Source organism: Streptomyces sp. NPDC049954, assembly GCF_040656295.1.
Taxonomy (GTDB): domain Bacteria; phylum Actinomycetota; class Actinomycetes; order Streptomycetales; family Streptomycetaceae; genus Streptomyces.
Genome location: NZ_JBFALS010000004.1, coordinates 569,351 through 587,953, shown reverse-complemented (window position 1 = coordinate 587,953; position 18,603 = coordinate 569,351). Strand labels below are relative to the sequence as shown.

The 18,603-nt window shown below is 75.7% G+C and carries 19 protein-coding genes; 7 read left to right on the top strand and 12 right to left on the bottom strand.

Annotation, left to right across the window (positions count from 1 at the left end; all coding sequences use genetic code 11):
* Positions 1-105: 105 nt before the first annotated feature.
* Positions 106-561: a TerB family tellurite resistance protein gene (locus AB0J21_RS11800; RefSeq protein WP_363145693.1), complete on the bottom strand. Its 456-nt coding sequence runs from the start codon at positions 559-561 to the stop codon at positions 106-108.
* 254 nt (positions 562-815) lie between these two features.
* Positions 816-1,223 (bottom strand): rodlin, encoded by a 408-nt coding sequence (locus AB0J21_RS11795; RefSeq protein WP_363145692.1) that lies wholly within the window; start codon positions 1,221-1,223, stop codon positions 816-818.
* A gap of 506 nt (positions 1,224-1,729) precedes the next feature.
* Between AB0J21_RS11795 and AB0J21_RS11790 the strand changes: the two genes are divergently transcribed.
* Positions 1,730-1,861 (top strand): hypothetical protein, encoded by a 132-nt coding sequence (locus AB0J21_RS11790; protein WP_363145691.1) that lies wholly within the window; start codon positions 1,730-1,732, stop codon positions 1,859-1,861.
* A gap of 97 nt (positions 1,862-1,958) precedes the next feature.
* Here the strand turns inward: AB0J21_RS11790 and AB0J21_RS11785 are convergent, their stop codons facing one another.
* Entirely contained in the window at positions 1,959-2,369 is a 411-nt protein-coding gene (locus tag AB0J21_RS11785) for a rodlin (RefSeq protein WP_363145690.1), read from the bottom strand.
* Between the two features lie 115 nt (positions 2,370-2,484).
* The gene (locus AB0J21_RS11780) at positions 2,485-3,048 is read right to left on the bottom strand and encodes a hypothetical protein (RefSeq protein WP_363145689.1); all 564 of its coding nucleotides are present in this window, start codon (positions 3,046-3,048) and stop codon (positions 2,485-2,487) included.
* A gap of 58 nt (positions 3,049-3,106) precedes the next feature.
* On the opposite strand from AB0J21_RS11780, the gene AB0J21_RS11775 reads away from it, so the two are divergent.
* The 5 genes from AB0J21_RS11775 (at position 3,107) to AB0J21_RS11755 (ending at position 7,207) form a co-directional block, all read left to right on the top strand.
* On the top strand, positions 3,107-3,505 hold the full coding sequence (locus AB0J21_RS11775) for a hypothetical protein (RefSeq protein WP_363145688.1): 399 nt from the start codon (positions 3,107-3,109) through the stop codon (positions 3,503-3,505).
* A gap of 269 nt (positions 3,506-3,774) precedes the next feature.
* Positions 3,775-4,179 (top strand): rodlin, encoded by a 405-nt coding sequence (locus AB0J21_RS11770; RefSeq protein ID WP_363145687.1) that lies wholly within the window; start codon positions 3,775-3,777, stop codon positions 4,177-4,179.
* A 424-nt stretch (positions 4,180-4,603) separates the two neighbouring features.
* The gene (locus AB0J21_RS11765) at positions 4,604-4,837 is read left to right on the top strand and encodes a chaplin (protein ID WP_363145686.1); all 234 of its coding nucleotides are present in this window, start codon (positions 4,604-4,606) and stop codon (positions 4,835-4,837) included.
* Between the two features lie 105 nt (positions 4,838-4,942).
* Positions 4,943-5,893, top strand: a complete 951-nt coding sequence (locus tag AB0J21_RS11760) for a chaplin (protein ID WP_363145685.1) — start codon at positions 4,943-4,945, stop codon at positions 5,891-5,893.
* A 228-nt stretch (positions 5,894-6,121) separates the two neighbouring features.
* Entirely contained in the window at positions 6,122-7,207 is a 1,086-nt protein-coding gene (locus AB0J21_RS11755; RefSeq protein WP_363145684.1) for a glycosyltransferase family 39 protein, read from the top strand.
* A 30-nt stretch (positions 7,208-7,237) separates the two neighbouring features.
* Here AB0J21_RS11755 and AB0J21_RS11750 read toward each other — a convergent pair whose 3' ends face one another.
* On the bottom strand, positions 7,238-8,521 hold the full coding sequence (locus AB0J21_RS11750; RefSeq protein ID WP_363145683.1) for an FAD-dependent oxidoreductase: 1,284 nt from the start codon (positions 8,519-8,521) through the stop codon (positions 7,238-7,240).
* Positions 8,506-9,981 (bottom strand): ATP-grasp domain-containing protein, encoded by a 1,476-nt coding sequence (locus tag AB0J21_RS11745; protein WP_363145682.1) that lies wholly within the window; start codon positions 9,979-9,981, stop codon positions 8,506-8,508. Before AB0J21_RS11745 ends, AB0J21_RS11750 begins: the two co-directional genes overlap by 16 nt.
* A 126-nt stretch (positions 9,982-10,107) precedes the next feature.
* Here AB0J21_RS11745 and AB0J21_RS11740 point away from each other — a divergent pair, with 126 nt between their 5' ends.
* Positions 10,108-11,370, top strand: a complete 1,263-nt coding sequence (locus AB0J21_RS11740; RefSeq protein WP_363145681.1) for a glycosyl hydrolase — start codon at positions 10,108-10,110, stop codon at positions 11,368-11,370.
* Between the two features lie 56 nt (positions 11,371-11,426).
* On the opposite strand, the gene AB0J21_RS11735 is transcribed toward AB0J21_RS11740, so the two are convergent.
* The 6 genes from AB0J21_RS11735 to AB0J21_RS11710 are packed head-to-tail and all read right to left on the bottom strand — an operon-like array spanning position 11,427 to position 18,563.
* Positions 11,427-12,632: a GNAT family N-acetyltransferase gene (locus AB0J21_RS11735; protein WP_363145680.1), complete on the bottom strand. Its 1,206-nt coding sequence runs from the start codon at positions 12,630-12,632 to the stop codon at positions 11,427-11,429.
* Complete coding sequence (locus AB0J21_RS11730) at positions 12,629-13,390, bottom strand: lipopolysaccharide biosynthesis protein (RefSeq protein ID WP_363145679.1); 762 nt, start codon at positions 13,388-13,390, stop codon at positions 12,629-12,631. The genes AB0J21_RS11735 and AB0J21_RS11730 overlap by 4 nt, the downstream gene beginning before the upstream one ends.
* A complete protein-coding gene (locus tag AB0J21_RS11725; RefSeq protein ID WP_363145678.1) occupies positions 13,387-14,631 on the bottom strand; it encodes a glycosyltransferase in 1,245 nt (414 codons plus the stop codon). The genes AB0J21_RS11730 and AB0J21_RS11725 overlap by 4 nt, the downstream gene beginning before the upstream one ends.
* Positions 14,628-15,398, bottom strand: coding sequence for a polysaccharide deacetylase family protein (locus tag AB0J21_RS11720; protein ID WP_363145677.1), 771 nt, complete (start codon positions 15,396-15,398; stop codon positions 14,628-14,630). The genes AB0J21_RS11725 and AB0J21_RS11720 overlap by 4 nt, the downstream gene beginning before the upstream one ends.
* The gene (locus AB0J21_RS11715) at positions 15,388-17,187 is read right to left on the bottom strand and encodes a lipid II flippase MurJ (RefSeq protein WP_363145754.1); all 1,800 of its coding nucleotides are present in this window, start codon (positions 17,185-17,187) and stop codon (positions 15,388-15,390) included. The genes AB0J21_RS11720 and AB0J21_RS11715 overlap by 11 nt, the downstream gene beginning before the upstream one ends.
* A gap of 41 nt (positions 17,188-17,228) precedes the next feature.
* Positions 17,229-18,563, bottom strand: a complete 1,335-nt coding sequence (locus AB0J21_RS11710) for an O-antigen ligase family protein (protein WP_363145753.1) — start codon at positions 18,561-18,563, stop codon at positions 17,229-17,231.
* Positions 18,564-18,603 lie beyond the last annotated feature (40 nt).

Below are 18,603 nucleotides of genomic sequence, written 5' to 3'. Positions count from 1 at the left end.
GCGCCGGCACCCGAGCGGTCCAGCAGCTCAAGCAGGTCGTCACGACCCTGCGCATGGTCCCGGGGGCCCCTCCTCATGCCGAAGTCCCGTGCGGGGAAGCGGACCTCAGAGGTCGAACTCGTGCGGCGGGAGGTCGAGGGCGAAGCACGCCTCGCGCACGACGGCCTGCTCGGTCTTGTCGAAGTCGCCGTCGGCGCCGCCGATGACGATGCCGATCTGCACGACGGCGCGGGCCTCGGCCGGCTTCTTCTTGGCCTTGGCGATCTCCTGGAGCACGCTGACCTTGCCGAAGGCGAAGTCAGCGGTGAGCTTGTCGAGGTTGGCCTCGAAACGGCGGCGCAGGTCGTCGGCCGGGAAGTTCTGCAGGACCTCGTTGGTGCCGATGAGCTGGGCCACCCGCTGCCGCTCCGAGGGGTCGATGCTGCCGTCGGCGGCGGCGACCAGCGCGCACATCGCCATGCTCGCGTCCCGGAAGGCGCCGCTCTTCAGGTCGTTCTTCTTCGCCACGAGCTGCGTCTGCATCGTCTGGGCGGAATCCTTGATGCGATCCCACAGGGCCATGAGAACTCCGAATCTCGTTCATCTGCGCCGGTGTCACCGGAGCGTCAGCGCCCGCACCACCAGCTTGTATCTACAGAAGTGTAGAAGCTACCAGGGCCCGTGCGACCCTCTCCCCCCAACGGATGAACCCGGGGAAAAGATCCCGCCACGCACGCGCCCCGCGCACGCCGAGGGCCCGGCACCGCTCCGGTGGAGCGGCGCCGGGCCCTCGGGCACGCGATGCGGGCGCCCGTGCGGGCGCGCGGCGGCGTCGGTCAGCGGTTGCCCGCGCCGTTGCCGGACAGGATCGGGAGGTCCTCCAGGATGTGCGAGAGCGGCTCGTCGCCCTTGACCTGCGAGGAGTTCTCGGTGCACTGCTGGTTCTGCGGGGAGGACAGGACGTTGACGTCCTGCACCGTGATCGGCACGAGGCCGATGAGCGAACCGGCGTTGACCTTGGCCGGCAGGCCGATGCAGGGCTTGTTCAGCGAACCCTGGACCAGGGCGAGCTGGGGGCTCATGTCGCCGTAGGTCTTCTGGTTGCCGTACGCCTGCTGGGCGCCGTTGCCGGACAGCGTGGTGGCGCCGCCGTCGTTGGCGATGGCCATGGCGGGGGCGGCGACGGAGGCGGTGGCACCGACGACCGAGGCCGCGACTGCGGCGGTTGCCCACAGCTTCTTCATGTGATGTCCCCTTTCGAGAGCGGACCCCGACGGTGGGATCCCAGCCCGCCCAACCAGCCGCCCCGCCCCCGGGTTCCGGCCCGCCACCCGAACGGCCCAGTACAACCGCACGTCCGGGGGCGACCCGCGCGCAGACCGTTACCCCGGGGCACCCGGCACGCGGTCCGCCCGGGGCGGACCCCACCGGCGCCAGGGGCGGGCGACGCGCGGAATTCTCCCTTTCGCCCCGCACCGGGCGGTAAACGGTGGACCCTGGGGGTGACGGCCTCGACACGGGGCGAGACGGTCGACGATGAGGAAGCATGACGGAATCTGAATCCAGAGGCGGATGGAAACGGCAGGGCTTCATCCCTGTCAGCCGGCAGTCCTCCGAACAGGCCCCGCCACCGGCACGGCCGCCCCGCGCGAGCGCGCCCCCTCCCGTCGCCCGGGAGCCCGCCGCGTACCCTCCGCCGCCGCCCTCCGTCCCGCCCCCGCCTGGCTACGGCGCCCAGCAGCCGGGGCCGGTGCCCGACACCCGTACCGAACCGGAGTTCGCGCGGCTGTGGGAGCTGTGGACCGCCGAGGGGCGTACGGTCCCGGGGCGGCCGGACCCCGAGTGGAACGCGCTGGCCCACCGCGACCCCTGGCCGCGCTGAGGGTCCCGCGCACCAGGACCGTACGCACGAGGACCGCCGCCCCTGGCCGGGGCGGCGGTCCTCGGTGGTGCCGCGCGCGGGGCGCGGCGAGGTCGGGTCAGCGGTTGCCCGCGCCGTTCCCGGAGAGGATCGGCAGGTCCTCCAGCAGGTGCGACAGCGGCTCGTCGCCCTTGACCTGCGAGGAGTTCTCGGTGCACTGCTGGTTCTGCGGGGAGGACAGGACGTTGACGTCCTGCACCGTGATCGGCACGAGGCCGATCAGCGAACCGGCGTTGACCTTGGCCGGCAGACCGATGCAGGGCTTGTTCAGCGAACCCTGGACGAGCGCCATCTGCGGGCTCATGTTGCCGTAGGTGGCCTGGTTGCCGTACGCCTGCTGCGCGCCGTTGCCGGACAGCGTGGTGGCGCCGCCGTCGTCGCTGATGGCCATGGCGGGAGCGGCGGCGGCCGCACCGACGCCGACGAGGGAGGCGGCGACGGCCGCGGCGGACATTGCCTTCTTGAACACGAGTGTTCCCTTTCGATACGGGCCCCGTCCCGGAGCAGCCTGGTAACTCGGCATCCCGGGGTGGAGTTGTGGGCGTTCACCCGTACGAGCGAGCCGAAGGGTGCCCGGCGTCTCCTCAGGCGCGGCGGCCGGTGCGCTCCGGGCGGTTCGGGCGGCGGTGCAGGTGGAGGAAGGACAGCCGGGTCAGCGTCTCCACGGACTGCTCGCGCCCCGCGCCGGTGCCCGCCGTCAGCGCCTTCGGGACGCCCTGCGCGGGCTCGGAGTCCTGGAACAGGTCCGCGTCCTCGGGCGCGACCTGCCAGGACAGCCGGCCCGCCGCCGTGTCCACGTGCACCGCCGACCAGCCCCGCGCGTCCGGCGCCGCGACGCTGCCCGCGTGCAGCCGCAGCACGTAGGCGATGAGGCCCGCCCGGTCCCGCTGCACCGAGTCGAGTTCGGCGTGCAGTTCGGCGAGCCGGTCCACGAGCCGCAGCTCCCGTTCGCTCCAGGCCCGGCCCGCGCGCCGGCGCGCCGCGCCCTGCTCCCGCGCGGGAGCGGCCTTCGAGGAGGCCGCCGTGGAGACCGCCCGTCCCGCGCCAGTCCGCGCCTGCCTCCCGCCCCCGCGCGCCGGGGACTTGGCCGTCGTCCCGGCCGCGGACTTCCCGGCGGCCTTCGGGACGGTCCTCCCGGCGGGCTTCACGGCAGAGGTCCCGGCGGACTTCGCGAGGGAGGCGCTCGCAGACCTGCCGGAGGACGGCTTGGCGGACTTGCGCGCGGTGGCGGGCTTCGCGGGAGCGGCGGCGGGCTTCCCGGAAGCGGCGGCGGCCGGGGACTTCGTACGGGACTTCGCCGTGGCCCCGGACAGCGCCCTGGCCACGGTTCTGCCCGTGGACCCGGCCGGTGGCTTGCCCCGGGTCCTCCCCGGCGATCCGCCCGGGGAGGTCTTCCCCGGTGATCCGCCCGGGGACTGGGCGGCGGACCTGGCGGGGGGCCTGACCGACGCGGGCGCCTTGTCCGGGGTCCTCTCGGCCGTCCTGCCGCGGGCCGGGCGGGCGGTCTTCTGCACGGCGGTGCGCGTGGCCATCACGGATTCCTCCCTGAGCGATGAAGAGAGCGGGAACTGCCGTGAATTCGGCGGGCCGCATCAAGGCAGTTGAGATGATAAACAACCGGCTGACAAGCAGATCAGGAACACCACGCCGAGGGCAGTCCGAAATCCTTGCGAATGCAGCGGAAAACACACGCTGAACGAGTGAAACGGCGCGAGCGGCGAAACCAATGCGCCCCGGACCAGTTGCCCATGTCGCAGCCCGGCACGCCAGTCCCGCCGGACCTGTCCCAGCTCGCCCCACCCCGCCTCGGCACGTCTGCGAAGTTCTCCGAACGTCTAGGACATGAGACCGGGCGTCTCAGAACGGGAATTCACATGATCAAGAAGGTTATGGCCGCCGCCGCCACCGCGGCCTCGGTCGTCGGAATCATCGGCATGGCCGCCCCCGCCATGGCCATCGCCGACGACGGCGGTGCCACCACGCTGTCCGGCAACGGCGCCAAGAGCGCGTTCGGCAACGCCTCGACCAAGGGCGACCAGAGCCCCCAGCTGTCCCTGGTCCAGGGTTCGCTGAACAAGCCCTGCATCGGCCTGCCCGTCAAGGCCAACCTCGGCTCGCTGATCGGCCTCGTGCCGGTCACGGTCCAGGACGTCAACGTCCTGTCCTCCCCGCAGAACCAGCAGTGCACCGAGAACTCCTCGCAGGTCAAGGGCGACGAGCCGCTGTCGCACATCCTGGAGGACATCCCGGTCCTGTCGGGCAACGGCGTGGGCAACTGAGGCCACCACCGCCTCACCGGCGGCCGGCCGGCACCTCCGCCAGGGGCGCCGGCCGGCCGGACCGGCCCCTGCCACAGCCCCTCCGCCGGCCCTCCGCCGCCGGCCCCGCCTTTCCCGCGCAATTTCCCCGGGGTTCTCCTCGGTGGCGGGACGGCGGTTTTCCGCTGCCCGGATTCCAGCCTCCCGGCAGATAAATCATGTGAAGGTTTTTTCCGTTTATCTTGTGCGGGCTTCCGTGTTCCCACGCTGTTCGAGTGAATCCCCACGGACGGTTGTGCGCGCGGGGGTTTCCTCCGCCGGGCGCCGTCGTTGACAGAGCACGCCGGACCGGGTGGTGCCCACCCGGCCGCAGGACGGCCGGGACGCGGTACTCCGCTCCGGACCGGCGCCCGACAGCTGTCTGACCGTAGAGAAAGGAACCACCATGCAGCTCAAGAAGTCCGCCGTGATCGTCGCCGGTGCCCTCATGACCGTTGGCCTCGCCTCCCCCGCGTTCGCCGACGCCGGTGCCGAGGGCGCCGCGATCGGTTCGCCGGGTGTCCTCTCGGGCAACCTCGTGCAGGTCCCGGTGCACATCCCGCTGAACGTCTGCGGCAACACCGTCGACGTCATCGGCCTGCTGAACCCCGCGTTCGGCAACACCTGCGTGAACGCCTGACGTCACGCGTCACGTCCGGCCCGCTGAGCGGCCGGCACCCCGCCGGCCCCGGAACGCCCGCCGCGTTCCGGGGCCGGTGTCCGATCCCCAGCAGGAAGACTCGTCATGCGCCATGCCCTGAGCAGGGGAATGCTGGTCACCGCAGCCGCGGCGTCCGGCGTCCTGTCCCTGAACGGTTCCCCCGCCTTCGCCGCCGCCGCGGACTCCGTGGCGGCGAACTCCCCGGGAATCCTGTCGGGGAACACCGTCCAGGCCTCGGTGGACGTCCCGGTCAACGTGTGCGGCGACAGCGTGAACGTCGCGGGCCTCGGCAACCCGGCGTTCGCCGACGGCTGCGCGAACGGCGGCGAGGGCGGGAGTGGCGCGCAGGCGGGGAACGGCGACGAGGGCCGGGCCGACGCGGCCGGGCACGCCGCCCCCGAGCGCGTCGCGCACGAGCGGTCCGCGCCCCAGCACGCGGCGCGTTCCGTGCCCGGCTCCGAGTCCCGGTCCGGGCACCCGGGGGACCGCGAGTACCGCGAGTACCACGGCCGGCACGCGGCGCCCCGGCCGCAGGAACGGGCCCCGCACGCGGACCACTCCGGCGGGGCCGCGGCCGAGGGCGTGGCCGCCGGCTCGCCCGGGGTGCTGTCCGGCAACCTGCTCCAGGCCCCCGTCGACGTACCGGTCAACCTGTGCGGGAACACGGTCGACGTGCTCGCGCTGCTCAACCCGGTGTTCGGCAACGCGTGCGCCAACGCGCCGAAGCCGCCGGCCGCGCACCACCACGCTCCGCACCACCCCGCCCCGCGTCCGTCCGCCCCTCAGGCACCCGCGTCGCACGAGGAGCACGAGGGGGAGGACAGCGGCTTCAGCTGGTTCGCCCACTTCGGCAGCGAGGACGGCCCGGCCGCGCGGGCGGCCGCGTACACCCCGCCCCGGGCCGTGCCCGCGCGGCCGCACCTCGCCGAGACCGGCGCGGGCGCGGGGGTGCTGCTCGCCGGGGTCGCGAGCGCCGCGCTGCCGGCCGGTGGCGCCGTCCTGTACCGGCGCGGGTCCCGGGCGGCCCGCCGGTAAGGTCGCGGGCGTCGTGGTCCGCGGCCGGCGCAGACGCCGCGCGGGCCGCGAGCCCCGTCCGACGCGAGAAGCAGAAACCGGTGATCAGGCCCCGTGGACCCAGGCGAACCCGTGGACCCAGTGGACCCGGCGGCCCCGGCGGACGGGTCCCCCGCCACCGCCACGCGGACGCCTGAGGCCGCCTCCGACCGCCCGCGCCCCGCACGTCTTCCTCCCGTGCGGGGCGCGGTGCGTGCCGTCCTGGTGCTCGCGGCCGTGCGGGCGCTGGGCCTCGTGACGCTCGCCGTGTGGGCGGCGGCCGAGGGCCGCAGCGCGCACAAGGTGCTCGCCGCCCGCTGGGACTCGCTGTGGTACGTGCGGGTCGTCGAGCACGGCTACTCCTTCACGCTGACGGCGCCGGACGGCCGGGTGCTGTCCGACATGGCCTTCTTCCCGCTGCTGCCGTGGCTGGAGAAGGGCCTGTCCACCGTGACGGGGCTCGCTCCGGGGGACGCCGGGCTCGTCGTGAGCGCGCTCGCCTCACTGGGCGCGGCCTGGGCCGTGTACCTGATCGCGGGTTCGCTGTACGGGGAGCGGGCCGGGGTGTTCGCGGCGGCGCTGTGGGCGGTGCTGCCGGTGTCGGTCGTGCAGTCGATGGCGTACAGCGAGTCGCTGTTCACCGCGCTCGCGGCCTGGGCGCTGTGGTGCGTCCTGCGGGAACGCTGGGTGTGGGCCGGTCTGTTCGCCTCGGCGGCCGGGCTGACCCGGCCCGTGGGTCTCGCGGTGACGCTCGCCGTGTGGGTGGGCGTGGCGCTCGCCGTGCGCGCGGGGCGCGGCTCCCGGAGCGCGGCGGCCGGGGCGGTGCTCGCTCCGCTGGGCGCGGGCGGCTACGTCCTGTGGGCGGGACTGAGCGCGGGTCACGGACCGCTGGGCTACCTGTCGGTGCAGGGCGACTGGGGCAACGGCTTCGACGGCGGTCTCGCGTTCGCGCGCTTCGTGGGCGGGCTGCTGGGCGGTCCGGGTTTCGCGGGCGGCCTCGGTCTGCTCGTGGGCGTGGCGCTGCTGGTGTGGCTGTACGTGCGCGGGGTGAGGCAGGGTCAGCCGTGGCCGCTGCTCGTGTACACGGGGGTCGTTCTGCTCCTCGCGCTGTGCACGTCCGGGTACTTCGGCTCGAAGCCGCGTCTGATGATCCCCGCGTTTCCGGTACTGTTCCCGCTCGCCCTCGCGCTGCACCGGATGCGGTCGGCGCGGGCCGCGTACGCCGTGGTGACGGCGGCTGCGCTGGTCGCCGCGGGCTACGGGGCGTTCTGGCTGCTCGGTTCGGGTCCGCCGTGAGCAGCCGGAACGCCCCGGTCCGCGGGGGTGTCAGCCCCTGAGCGTCCGCGCCGGGGTGCCGGGCCCCGCCGTCGTGGGGCGCGGGAGGGCGGGGGCGAGCGGCGGCGGTCCCGAGCGCAGTCGCGTACGGACGCCGCGCACGAGGCGGCCCGCCGTGTACTGGGCGCCGAGCACGAAGCGCATCGAGGGGCCGAACGAGGCCGCGGTGAGCAGCCCCGCCATGAACAGTCCGGGCACCGAGGACTCGAAGCCGGGGCCGACCTCGGGTGAGCCGTCCTCGGCGCTGGTGACGAGCCGGGCGCGGGTCTCCTCGTCGAGCAGGGACAGCCGGGAGGCGGCGGGCGTGAAGCCGGTCGCGGCGATGACGTGGTCGGTGTGCAGGATCTCCGGTTCGGCGGCGTAGGGCGCGCTGAGGGCGAGGCGGAGCCGGCCGTGTTCGGGGACGGCGTGCTGGATCTCGCGGTGCAGCAGGACCTCCACGCCGGTCTCGACGCGTTCGCGCAGCCACCAGGCCCCGGCGGGCCCGAGCGCCTCGCGGGCGATCCGGGTCCGGGTGGCGGCGGGCAGGCGGCGGAAGGCGCCGGGCAGTCCGGAGTAGCACCAGTTGCGCCAGCCGCTGCCGAGGCCGCTGTGCGGGGCGCGGGCCGTCTGCCACCACGGGCGCCGCCAGGGCGGCGGGACGGTGTTCCAGGCGAGGTCGGCGGCGCGGGCCAGGACCCGGGTGCGGGTGCCCTGTTCGGCGAGGAGCGCGGCCGTCTCCAGGGCGGCCTGCCCGCCGCCGACGACGGTCACGTCGCGGTCCCTGAACCGGCCGAGGTCGTGGTGGTCGCTGCTGTGCGTCGCGTACGCGCGCTCCAGCGGGGCGAGGACCGGGGGCAGGTCGGTGAAGGGGATGACGCCGACCGCGAGGACGACGGTGCGGGCGAGCAGCGTCCCGCCGTCCTCGGCGCGCAGCCGGAAACCGCCGCCCGCGAGGGCCCGCACCTCGCTGATCATGCGTGCGTCGACGCCGCCCGGGACCGCCTGCCGCGCGAACCACAGGCCGTACTCGGCGAAGACCGGGACGGGCAGCGGTTCGCCGTGCCGGGCGCTCAGCCCGCGCTGGGCGCAGTACGCGTCGAGGCCGAAGCGGCGCGCGGGGTCGGACAGGTGGGAGGCCCAGGGTTCGGACTTGAGGAACATGCCGGGCGGCATGTGGTCGCGCCACGAGGCCATCGGCCGGCCGAACACGCGCGTGCGCAGCCCGGCTGCGGCGGCGTGCGCGGCGACCGACAGTCCGTAGGGACCCGCGCCGACCACTACGAGGTCGTACATGAGGTGCTGCTCGCTTTCTCGGTGTCCGCCGCGGATACGGCGGATCGGGCGGGTCCCGTGGGGTCGGTGGGTTCGGTGGGTTCGGTGGGCTCGGTGACGGCGGTGGCTTCGGGGGAGTCGGTGGCTTCGGTGACGGCGGTGGGCCCGGCCGGTTCACCGGTGGGCCCGGTGGCCGGGGGGAGGCCGGGGGCGGTCGTGGCCGGGGGGCGGCGGGTGGTCGCGCGGCGGGCCAGGTGCACGGTCCAGGCGAGGGCCATCACGAGGGCCGGTACAGGATCGTCGGCCGCCCACCACGCGCTCTCGCGCCCACCGCGCCCCGGCCCGCCGCCGTCGCCGGTGGCCGCCGGGCCGCGCCTCGCGCCCGCAGCGCCCGTACGGCTCTTGAGCGCGGACAGCAGCGCGTAGTTGCCGACGGTGAAGCGGCGGCCGGGTGCGGGCGCGCGGCCGGGCAGGGGGCGGCCGGTGAGGTCGAGGTGGAGGGCGCGGACGACGTCGAGTCCGCCCCGGTCGGTGAACAGCCGGAACTGGGCGCCGGGGCGCGGGTTGAAGTCCAGCAGGTGCGGGGCGCCGGTGGCAGCGTCGATCCGCAGGTCGAGATCGAGGATGCCCCGGTAGCCGAGGGTCTCGACGAGGCGGCGGGCGCTGTCGGCGATCCGCGCGTCGTGCTCCCAGCGTCCGACGGCGGTGAGGCCCGCGCCGGGCGGCCAGGAGCGCAGTTTGCGGCCGGTGCCGCCCGCCCGCAGGCGCCCCGTGCGGTCGGCGTAGGCATGGCAGAACCAGTCACCGCCCGGCCCCGGTGGCAGGAACTGCTGGAGCAGCAGGGCGCTTCCGGCCTCGGGGGTGCGCTCGTACAGGGCGGCGGCCTCGCGCGGGGAGCGCAGCACGGTGGTGGAGCGCAGTCCCCGGCCGGGCGGCAGCAGCCAGGGCCTGCTCCACTTCGCGACGACGGGCGGGCCCAGGCGCCGGGCGGCGGCCTCGGCCTCGGCGGGCCCGGTGGGCCGTACGGTCTCCGGGTGCGGGACCCCGGCCTCGGCGCAGACCCCGGCGAGTTCGGCCTTGTCGGCGACGCGGGCGGCGAGCCCCGGCGGCTGGTCGGGGAGCAGGAAGCGGGCGGCCAGCGCCGGGGGCAGCCGGGCCGCCTCGATGGCGCCGAGGTCGTCCATGGGGAGGAGCACGGCGGGGGCGCCGAGCCCGGCCGCCGCCTCGCGCAGGACGGCGAGGACCCCGGGTGTGCCCTCCGAGGCCGGGGGCTGACGGTACGTCCGCTGGACGTAGCGCGAACGGGCGAGCGGCCCGCGGCCGCCCTCGGCGACGGCGTGCACGGGGACTCCGGCGCGGCCCAGGGAGCGGGCGGCGCCCAGAGTGCCGTGGTGGAAGGGGTTGTGGTCGATCCGCAGGAGGACGGCGGGCACCTCCGGATCGAGCGCGTACGCCCCGGCGGGGCTTCTTCCGCGTCCCACCGGCGGCTCACCCGGGCGAGGGATCGCTTCGCCGAACGGATTACGCCCTCGATCGGCGCAATAGGAATACATATGAATGCCACCCACCAGACGGACCACCAATTGGACAATTCCCAGGAGACGGCGATGACCCAGGAACCCTTCCGGCCACGACCCTCCCGGCCCGGCCGGAGAAGACGTGCTGCCCTCGCAGCGGGAATTCTCGCGGCGCTCGCCTGCACGCCCGCCCCTTTCGGCGCGGTCGCCTTCGCGACGGTACCGGCCGCCTCTGCTTCCGCCCCGGAAGGCGGGGGCGGAAACGGCGGGGAATATCGGGACGCCGCGCCTCTTCCTGTTCCGGAGGGGGCCGAAACCGGCCCTTCCGGCCCGGGCCCGGCGGCGTCCCCCGGCTTCGGCGCGTATCTCGACTACGGGCCGCGCGGCATCGAGCGGATGAGCGGCTTCGCGCGCTGGCTGGGCGGGCGGGAGCCGACCGTCGGGCACACCTACCTGCCGGGGGACGTGTGGGCGAACATCGAGGGGCGGCCCTCCTTCCTCGCCGACTGGGCGCGCTGGCGCCGTGCGAAGCCGCAGCGCACCCTCGTCCTCAACGTCCCGATGCTGGACCGGAACGAGGCGTGGCTCCCCGATCCGCTGGTCGCCAGGAAGCTGCGCAAGGGCGCGCGCGGGGACTACGACGAGCACTTCCGCGCCCTGGCCCGGCGGCTCGTGTCCCTCGGGGTGCCGGACACGGTGCTCGTGCTCGGCTGGGAGATGAACGGGACGACGTACGCGCACCGCTGCGGCCCCGATCCCGAGGCGTGGAAGCACTACTGGAACCGTATTGCCGGCGCGATGCGTTCCGTTCCCGGGCAGAAGTTCCGCTTCGATTTCACACCGGCCCGCGGAAAGGACGCGATCGGCTGGACGGAGTGCTATCCGGGCGACGACACGGTCGACATCATCGGCATGGATTCCTACGACCAGCCGAAGGACATGGATTTCGACCGGCAGATCTCCGAGCCGTACGGTCTCCAGGACCACGTGGATTTCGCGAAGGACCACGGGAAACCGGTCTCGTACCCCGAATGGGGGCTTTTCCGCAACGGGGACAACACGGAGTACATGCGCCGGATGATCGCGTGGATGGCCGCGCATCCGCCGCTCTACCAGACCCTTTCCGACTACTGCCCGCACGGCGTGTGGCAGTGCGGGAGCAACCGGGCGGCGGCCGAGGTGTACCGGGCGGCCTTTTCGGCCGGCGCCCGCACCCCGGGCGAGCAGGAGAGCGGGGAGTCCGCGCCGGGCGAGGACGAGAACGCGGGCTGTCTGCCCGTCGATCTGGGCGGGTGGTTCCAGAGCCGTTTCGGCGGACGGCTGTGCGTGCGCTTCTCCTGGCTCCGGGACTGAGGGGGTGGGGCGGCCCCGTGTACGGGCGGGGCCGCGTACGGACGGGGCCGCCTTCCTCACGCGCCGGGCCGCCCCTCACGTTCGGCGGCACGGGCCGCCCGTGCCGCGCGTGCCTTCGCCCAGCGGGCGGCGCGGCTGCGGGCGTCGGCCTGGGCGGTGCGCAGCCACAGCAGCGGGGCGGTGCGGCGCCGGGCCAGCAGCAGCCGGGAGTTGACGACGCGTTCGGGGCGCCAGTGCTCCTTGTACGGTTCGGTGCCGCGCAGCAGGCTCAGCGTCGTACGGCCGTCGCTGGCGGCGTACCGCGCGCAGGTGCGCAGGAGCATCGAGGTGACGTCGGCCTTGCGGGAGCGCAGGCCCGGGTCGGCGCCGTACAGGTAGCCGCCCGCGAGGGACGGGGAGAGCAGCGTGAGATCGGCGGCCACGACCCGCCCGTCGAGCCGGTACTCGGTAACGGCCGCGTCCCCGGAGCGCACCATCGCGGTGACCGCGCGCACGAGGTGGTCGCGGAAGCGGGGCCGCAGGTGCTCGGGCGTCACCCGGCGGCCCTGCCACTGGAGGCGGTGCAGGTCGAGCAGGGCGCGGACGGCGGCCGGGACCTCCTCGGCGGGCACGGCCCGGCTCTCGACGCCGAGCGCGTCGGTCTTGCGCAGCTTGGCCCGGACGCGCTGCGCGGTGGACCTCGGGAGCCGGGCCAGCTGCTCGTCCATCGCCACGGCGGGCAGTTCCAGGCACACCGAGTCGGCGCGGCGCGCGAGGGGACCGGTCCAGTGCGCGAGGAGCGACTCGACGGCCGCGCCCGGCCGCACCTCGCGCAAGTCGAGTACGGCGGTCCGCGCGGCCCGGTGCAGCGCGGCGGCGAGCGCGCGGGCGGCGGGGGCCTGGTGCGCGGCGTCGATCAGGACGTCGCCGAAGTCGGAGACCGGGCCGCCGAGCAGGACGAGCGCGGGCAGCGGGCCCGGGGCCCGCATGAGCGGTGCGGCGGCGACGAGTTCGCCCGCGCGCCGCACCAGCAGGACGCGCGGCCCGCGCCCCGAACCGTACGACCGCCACCACGAGTGGAGCCAGGCGTGGCTCTGGAACGGGGTGGCGGCCGGGCAGGCGCGGTGCAGCCTTCGCCACTCGGGGGCGAGCAGCGCGAAGGTCTCGGGGCGGGTGCACCACTCGGTGGTCCAGCGGGCGCGGCCCCCGGCCGCGAGCCCCGCCACCGGGGCCCCGGTGTTGCCGAGGGCCTCGGTGGGCGTCGCGAGGTGTACGTGCGTCATCGCGCCCTGGTCCCCCCTGCGGTGGCGGGGGCGCGGCCGGTGTCCGCGGACTCCGGGGCGCCGGGCGGGGTGCCGCCGCCGTGCGCGGGCGCGGGGACGGCTCCGGCCGGGACGCCTCGCGACTCCCCGGCGCGGGCGCGGCGCGGGCGCACCAGGAGGCCGAGCGCGCCGAGCAGACCGCCCGCGCACGCGCCGACCGCCGTGGTCAGGACGGGGCCCGGGGTCGCCGGCGTGCTGGGGGCGACGGCGCGGGAGAAGGCCTGGAGGGTGACGCGGGTCGCGTCGGCGCTGTGCCCGGCGGCGGTCACGAGGGAGCCGGACACGGCGTTGGCGATGTCGGCGGCGGCCGCTCCGCCGCGCGCGGTCGCGGTGATCGCGACCATGGGCGCGTCGGGCGAGGTCTCGGCGGTGACGCTGGAGCGCAGCGTCGCGACCGGCACGCCCGCCTCGATCTGGGCGTCGCCGAGGATCGCGACCTGCGTCGCGACCTTCCCGTACGCCTGCGCGAAACCGAGCGCCGACGCGGAGTCACCGCCGGTGCCGGGGACGGCGAGGACGTAGGCGGTGGCCGCGTACTGGGGCGGGGTCAGCAGTCCGTAGACGGCGCCGCCGCCCGCGCCGAGCGCCGCGCAGCCCGCGAGGACGGCGAGGGCGGGCAGGGTGACGAGGCGTCGGCGCAGGCGCCCGGTGAGGCGCTTCGTCCTCTTCTTCTCCGGCCCCTCGCCGGGGCCCGGCTCGGGGGTGCGGTCTTCGCTCATGAGGTCTTCGCTCCCAAAGTGCTCGGCGTACGAGGCGTTGGAGGTGTTGGGGGTGTTCGAAGGGTCGGCGGGGTGTGCGGGGTGCGGGGGCCGGGACGGTTCGTGGTGCCGTTCCGGTCCTGGCCGGTGCGTGCGAGGGTGCGGCGGTAGACCCCGGTCAGGAGGGCGGCGCTGCGGTCGATGCCGTAGTGGCGTACGGCCTCGGGCACCGGGAACCTGGCCTGGTCGGGCAGGCCGTGGCCGTAGCCGGAGGCGCGGCCCCAGCGCAGGGCGTCGGCGAGGGCCGCCGGGGAGTTGCCGACCTGGTGCGCGCCCGGGGCGGCGGCCGGGGGAAGGTCCTCGACGGCGGGGCAGCGGGCGTAGAGCGCGGGCAGTCCGGCGGCGAGCGCCTCGACGACGGCGAGGCCGAACGCCTCCTCGCCGGACGGGGACACGAACACGTCCATCGCGCACAGCAGTTCGCGCAGCCCGGCCGCGTCGCGCTCCCCCGCGAGGTGCACCCGCCGCTCGCAGCCGAGGCGGTGGGCCAGCGCGCGCAGTCGGTCCTCCTCGGGTCCGCCGCCGACGAGGACGAGGTGGTGCTCGGGTGGCAGCGCCGACACGGCCTCGACGAGCGCGTCGAAGCGTTTGCCGGGAACGAGGCGGCCGACACCGCCCAGGAGGTAGGCGCCCCCGGGCAGCCCGAGCCGGGCGCGGGCGGCGGTGCGCGCGGCCTCCTCGTACCGGAAGGCGGCCGGGTCGACGCCGTTGGGCACGAGGTGCAGGCGGTGTTCGGGGACGCCCCAGTCGTTCAGCCGGTCGGCGACCGTCGTGGACACGGCGACGGTCGTGGAGCCGAGCCGTTCGCCCGCGAGGTACAGGGCGCGGACGGCGGGGGTGAGGCGGCGGCCCTCGATGAGGTGCTCGCCGAGGGAGTGCTCGGTCGCGACGATCGCGCGCACCCCGGCGAGCCGCGCGGCGATCCGCCCGTACAGGCAGGCCCGGTAGAGGTGGGTGTGGACGAGGTCGTAGCGGCCGGAGCGGATCAGGCGCACGAGGCGCGGCAGGACACCGAGGTCGCGGTTGCCGGCCATGCCGAGGTGGTGGACGCGGAAGCCGTCGGCGCGCAGCCCGTCCGCGACCGGCCCCGGCCGGGTGAGCGTCGCGACCTCGCAGTCGGCGTCCAGCCGGGGCAGCAGGAGCCGCAGTTGCTGTTCCGCGCCGCCCACGCCGAGCCCGGTGATGAGGTGCAGGACCCTCATACCGTCACCTCGGGGCGCGGCTCGTCGTACCCGGCGGTGCGGGAGGTGGGGCGGCGGCGCGGGTGCAGGAGGCGTTTGAGGTGGAGCCGGGGCCCGGTGTCGTGCTGGCCGACGTGGACGCGGGGCAGGGCGTAGGGGCCGGTGTGCGCGCCGGGGTCGATGGCGCAGGCGTAGCGGTACCCGGCGGTGCGTACGGCCTCGGCGGCGCGGTGGTCGAGGGTGCCGTACGGGTAGCAGAAGCCCTGGACCTCCGTGCCGGTGAGGGCGGCGAGGCGGGCGCGGGAGTCGTGGGTCTCGGCGCGCAGCACGTCGTCGTCGGCGCTCGTCAGGTCGACGTGGGTGAGCCCGTGCGAGGCGATCTCCATCCCGGCGCCCGCCACCTGCCGCAGGCCCTCGGCGGTCAGCAGGGGTTTGCGGGGGCCGAGCGGGTCCCACGCGTTGTCGCCGCCGAGCCGGCCGGGCAGCGCGAACACGGTCGCCGTGCAGTCGTGGCGGTGCAGGACGGGGACGGCGGCGCTCAGGAAGTCGGCGTACCCGTCGTCGAAGGTGAGGCCGACGAGGTGCGCGCCGCGTCCCTCGGCGCGGGCGGCGAGCAGTTCGCCGACGCCGACTCCGCGCAGTCCGCGCCGCCGCAGCCAGCGCAGTTGGGCGTCGAGCCGGTCCGGGGTGACGGTCACGCGGTACGGGTCCTCCCGTACCTCGGACACCGAGTGGTACATCAGCACCCACAGCGGGGGGCGTTTCGCGACTGGGGGTTCAGCGGGCATCGCGGCGCTTTCTGGCGAGGGCGGACAGGGAGGTGAGGGCGGCCGTCACGTCGTGGGCGCGGACGGTGTGGGCGACGGCGGCGAAGACGAGGGCCAGGGCGAGGGCCCCGGCGGCGAGCCCCGCGAGGGGCGCGGCGAAGCAGCCGGCGGCGAGGCGGGCCGCGAGGCAGCCGCACACGGCGGCGAGCACGAGCTTGCCGAGTTCCCCGGCGACGGCCCGGGTACGGATCGCGACGGTGCGGCCGCTTAGTCCGGTGAGCATGAGGACGGCGGTCGCGCTGATGCCGAGCGCGTTCCCGACGGCGATGCCGAGGACGCCCCAGTGCGGTGCGGCGAGCGCCCCGCAGCCGGCGGTGACGGCGAGTCCGCCGAGCATCGCGGCGGCCGGGTACCAGGTCGTGCGGGGCGCCGAGAAGTAGGAGCGGATGAGGGCGCCGACGAGGGTGTGGCCGAGCAGTCCGAGGGCGTACACCCGCATCACGGAGGCGGTCGCGGCGGTGTCGGCGGCGGTGAACGCGCCGCGCTGGAAGAGCAGCGTGACGATCTGCGGGGCGCAGGCCACGACGGTCGCGGCGCCCAGCAGCACGATGCAGCCGGCCAGCGCGAGGTCCCGTTCCACGCGGCGTCTGGCGTCCTCGGCGCGCCCGTCGGCGAGGGCCTGGGCGACGACGGGGAAGGTGACGGTGCACAGCATGAGCGACAGGACCATGGGGACCTGCGCGACCTTCTGCGCGTAGTTGAGGTGCGAGATGGCCCCGGCGGGCAGCTCCGAGCCGAGGAAGCGTTCCACCAGGACCTGGGACTGCCGCGCGAGCGCGAAGCACAGCACGGGGCCGAGCAGCGCCGGGTCGAACAGCTTCTGGTGGCGCGGGACGTGCGAGGCGGTGCCGATGGTGCGGGAGCGGCGCAGTTCGGCGACGAGGAAGGGGACCTGCACGAGCACCATGAGGCCGCCGCCGACCGCGACCCCGAGGGCGGCGGCGCGCACGCCCCAGCCGCCGAGCGCCCCGAACACGGCCATCGCCGCGATGATCCCCAGGTTGTACGCGACGTAGATGGAGGCCGGGGACAGGTAGCGGCGGTGCACGCGCAGCGCGGCGGCGCAGTACCCGGCCAGCCCGAAGCTGAGCGCGCAGGTCGCGGTGTACCGGGTGCAGTCGACGGCGAGCGCCCGCTCGGGCAGCCCCGGCGCGAGCAGTCCGACGAGCCACGGGGCGCCGACGACGAGGAGCGCGGCGACCAGGCCGAGGACGAGCACGAACTTCGGCAGCGTCGAACGGACCAGGGCGCGCACCGGGTCGGGCCCCTCCCCGGCCCGGGTGGCGCGCAGGGCGAGCGCGACGGAGAACGCGGGGACGAGGACGAGCGCGGTGCCGTCCTCGATGAGCAGGGTCGAGGCGATCTCGGGCAGCGTCCACGCGACGAGGAAGGCGTCGGTCTCGGGGCCCGCGCCGAAGAAGTGCGCGAGCGCCTGGTCCCGGACCAGCCCGAGCACGGAACCGGCCACGGTGAGCACGGCGGTGACCATGGCGGCCCGCGCGAGGAACCGGCCGGAGGGCTCGTCGGGAGAGCGCTTCGGGGGGCTGGGGGCGGGGGGCGCGGGGGGCGGAGGCCCGGCGGCCCGGGGTCCGGCGGCCCGGGGTCCGGCGGCCCGGGGTCCGGCGGCCCGGGGCCCACCAGCCTGAGGCTCGGCGATCCGGGGTCCAGCGGTCTGGGGCCCGCCGGCCTGAGGCCCAGCGGTCCCAGGCCCGGCGGTTCCAGGCCCAGCGGTCCGGAGCCCACCACCCAGAGGCGCGGCGGCCCGGGGCCCGCCGGCCTGAGGCCCGGCGCTCACCTCGCACCGCCCCTCGCCGCCGGGACGGAGCCGGTGCGGGACGTCCCCGGCAGAGCCCACCACGCGGCGAGGCCCAGGCCGATCGCCGTCATGACGGTCGCGGGGCCGCCGATGTCGGCGTACGCGAAGTCGACGAGCTGCCACCCGAGCAGCCCGCACGCGACGAGCCCGCAGTCCGCGGGCCGGCCGGTCCCCGGGCGCCGCAGGGCCGGGGCGAGGCGGCGCAGGGCGCACACCGCGAGCGCGGCCCAGCCCCCGGCGAGCGCGAGCAGCCCCAGCAGCCCCTGTTCGCCCAGGACCAGGAGGTACATGTTGTGCGGGGACAGCAGCGGCTGGACCCGGAACGCCTGGCCGGCGCCCGCCGTGTCGCTGCCCGCCGACAGTCCGAGCGAGGCGTGGCTGTCGCGGTGCGCGGGGAAGCCCTTGAGGCCGACGCCGGTCACGGGGTGCTCGCGCCACATCCCGGCCGCCGCCGCCCACATCGTGTAGCGGTCGCTGACGGAGCGGTCCGGCGCGGCGGTGACCTGCGTGATGCTCGTGACGCGTTCCTGGAGCATCGCGGAGCCGACGCCGAAACCGCCGACGAGGACGATCCCGGCGGCGGTCCCCGCCGCGAGGACGCGCAGCGCGCGGCGCGGCCCCGCCGCCAGCAGTTGGAGGCCGAGGACGGCGCCGGTCGCGATCCACGCGCCCCGGCTGAAGGACAGCGCGAGCGGCACGGTCAGCGCGAGGGCGCAGCCCAGCGCGACCGGCCGCTGGAGGCGGTGGACGCCGCCGGGCGGCGCGAGCGCGAGACCGGCGGCGGCGATCAGCCCGTACGCGACGACGGTCGCCATCCCCATCACGTCGCCCGCGCCGAAGGTGCCGACGGCGCGGATGTCGGAGCCCATGTACGAGGCCCCGGTGCCGGTCGCGAACTGCACCACGCCCAGGGCACCTTGGACCAGCGCGAGGCCGACGAGCGCCCAGGCGAGGACCCGGAAGTCGCGGGCCTCGCGCAGCAGCAGGAGCAGCGCGAGCGGGACGAGGACGAAGATCTGGAGGTAGCGGCCGAGGCCCGCGATCCCGGTGGCCGGGTCGGCGGCCCCGAAGGCGGCGGCGGTCAGCGCGAGCACGGGCGCGCCGAACACGAGGGCGGCGGTGCGGTTCAGCGGCCGGGCGCGGGCCCGCAGCACCCGCACCGCGACGAACAGCACGAGGACGGCGGAGGCGGCGTCGGCGGCGGTCGCGCCCTCGCCGCCCCCGGCGTGCGGCACGCACAGCAGCGCGAGGACGGCGACGGCGGGCAGGACGGGCGCCAGCCCGCGCGGCAGCGCCCGGGCCCACTCCACGAGGAGCGGCGGACGTCGCGGGTCCGGGACGGCGGGAGCG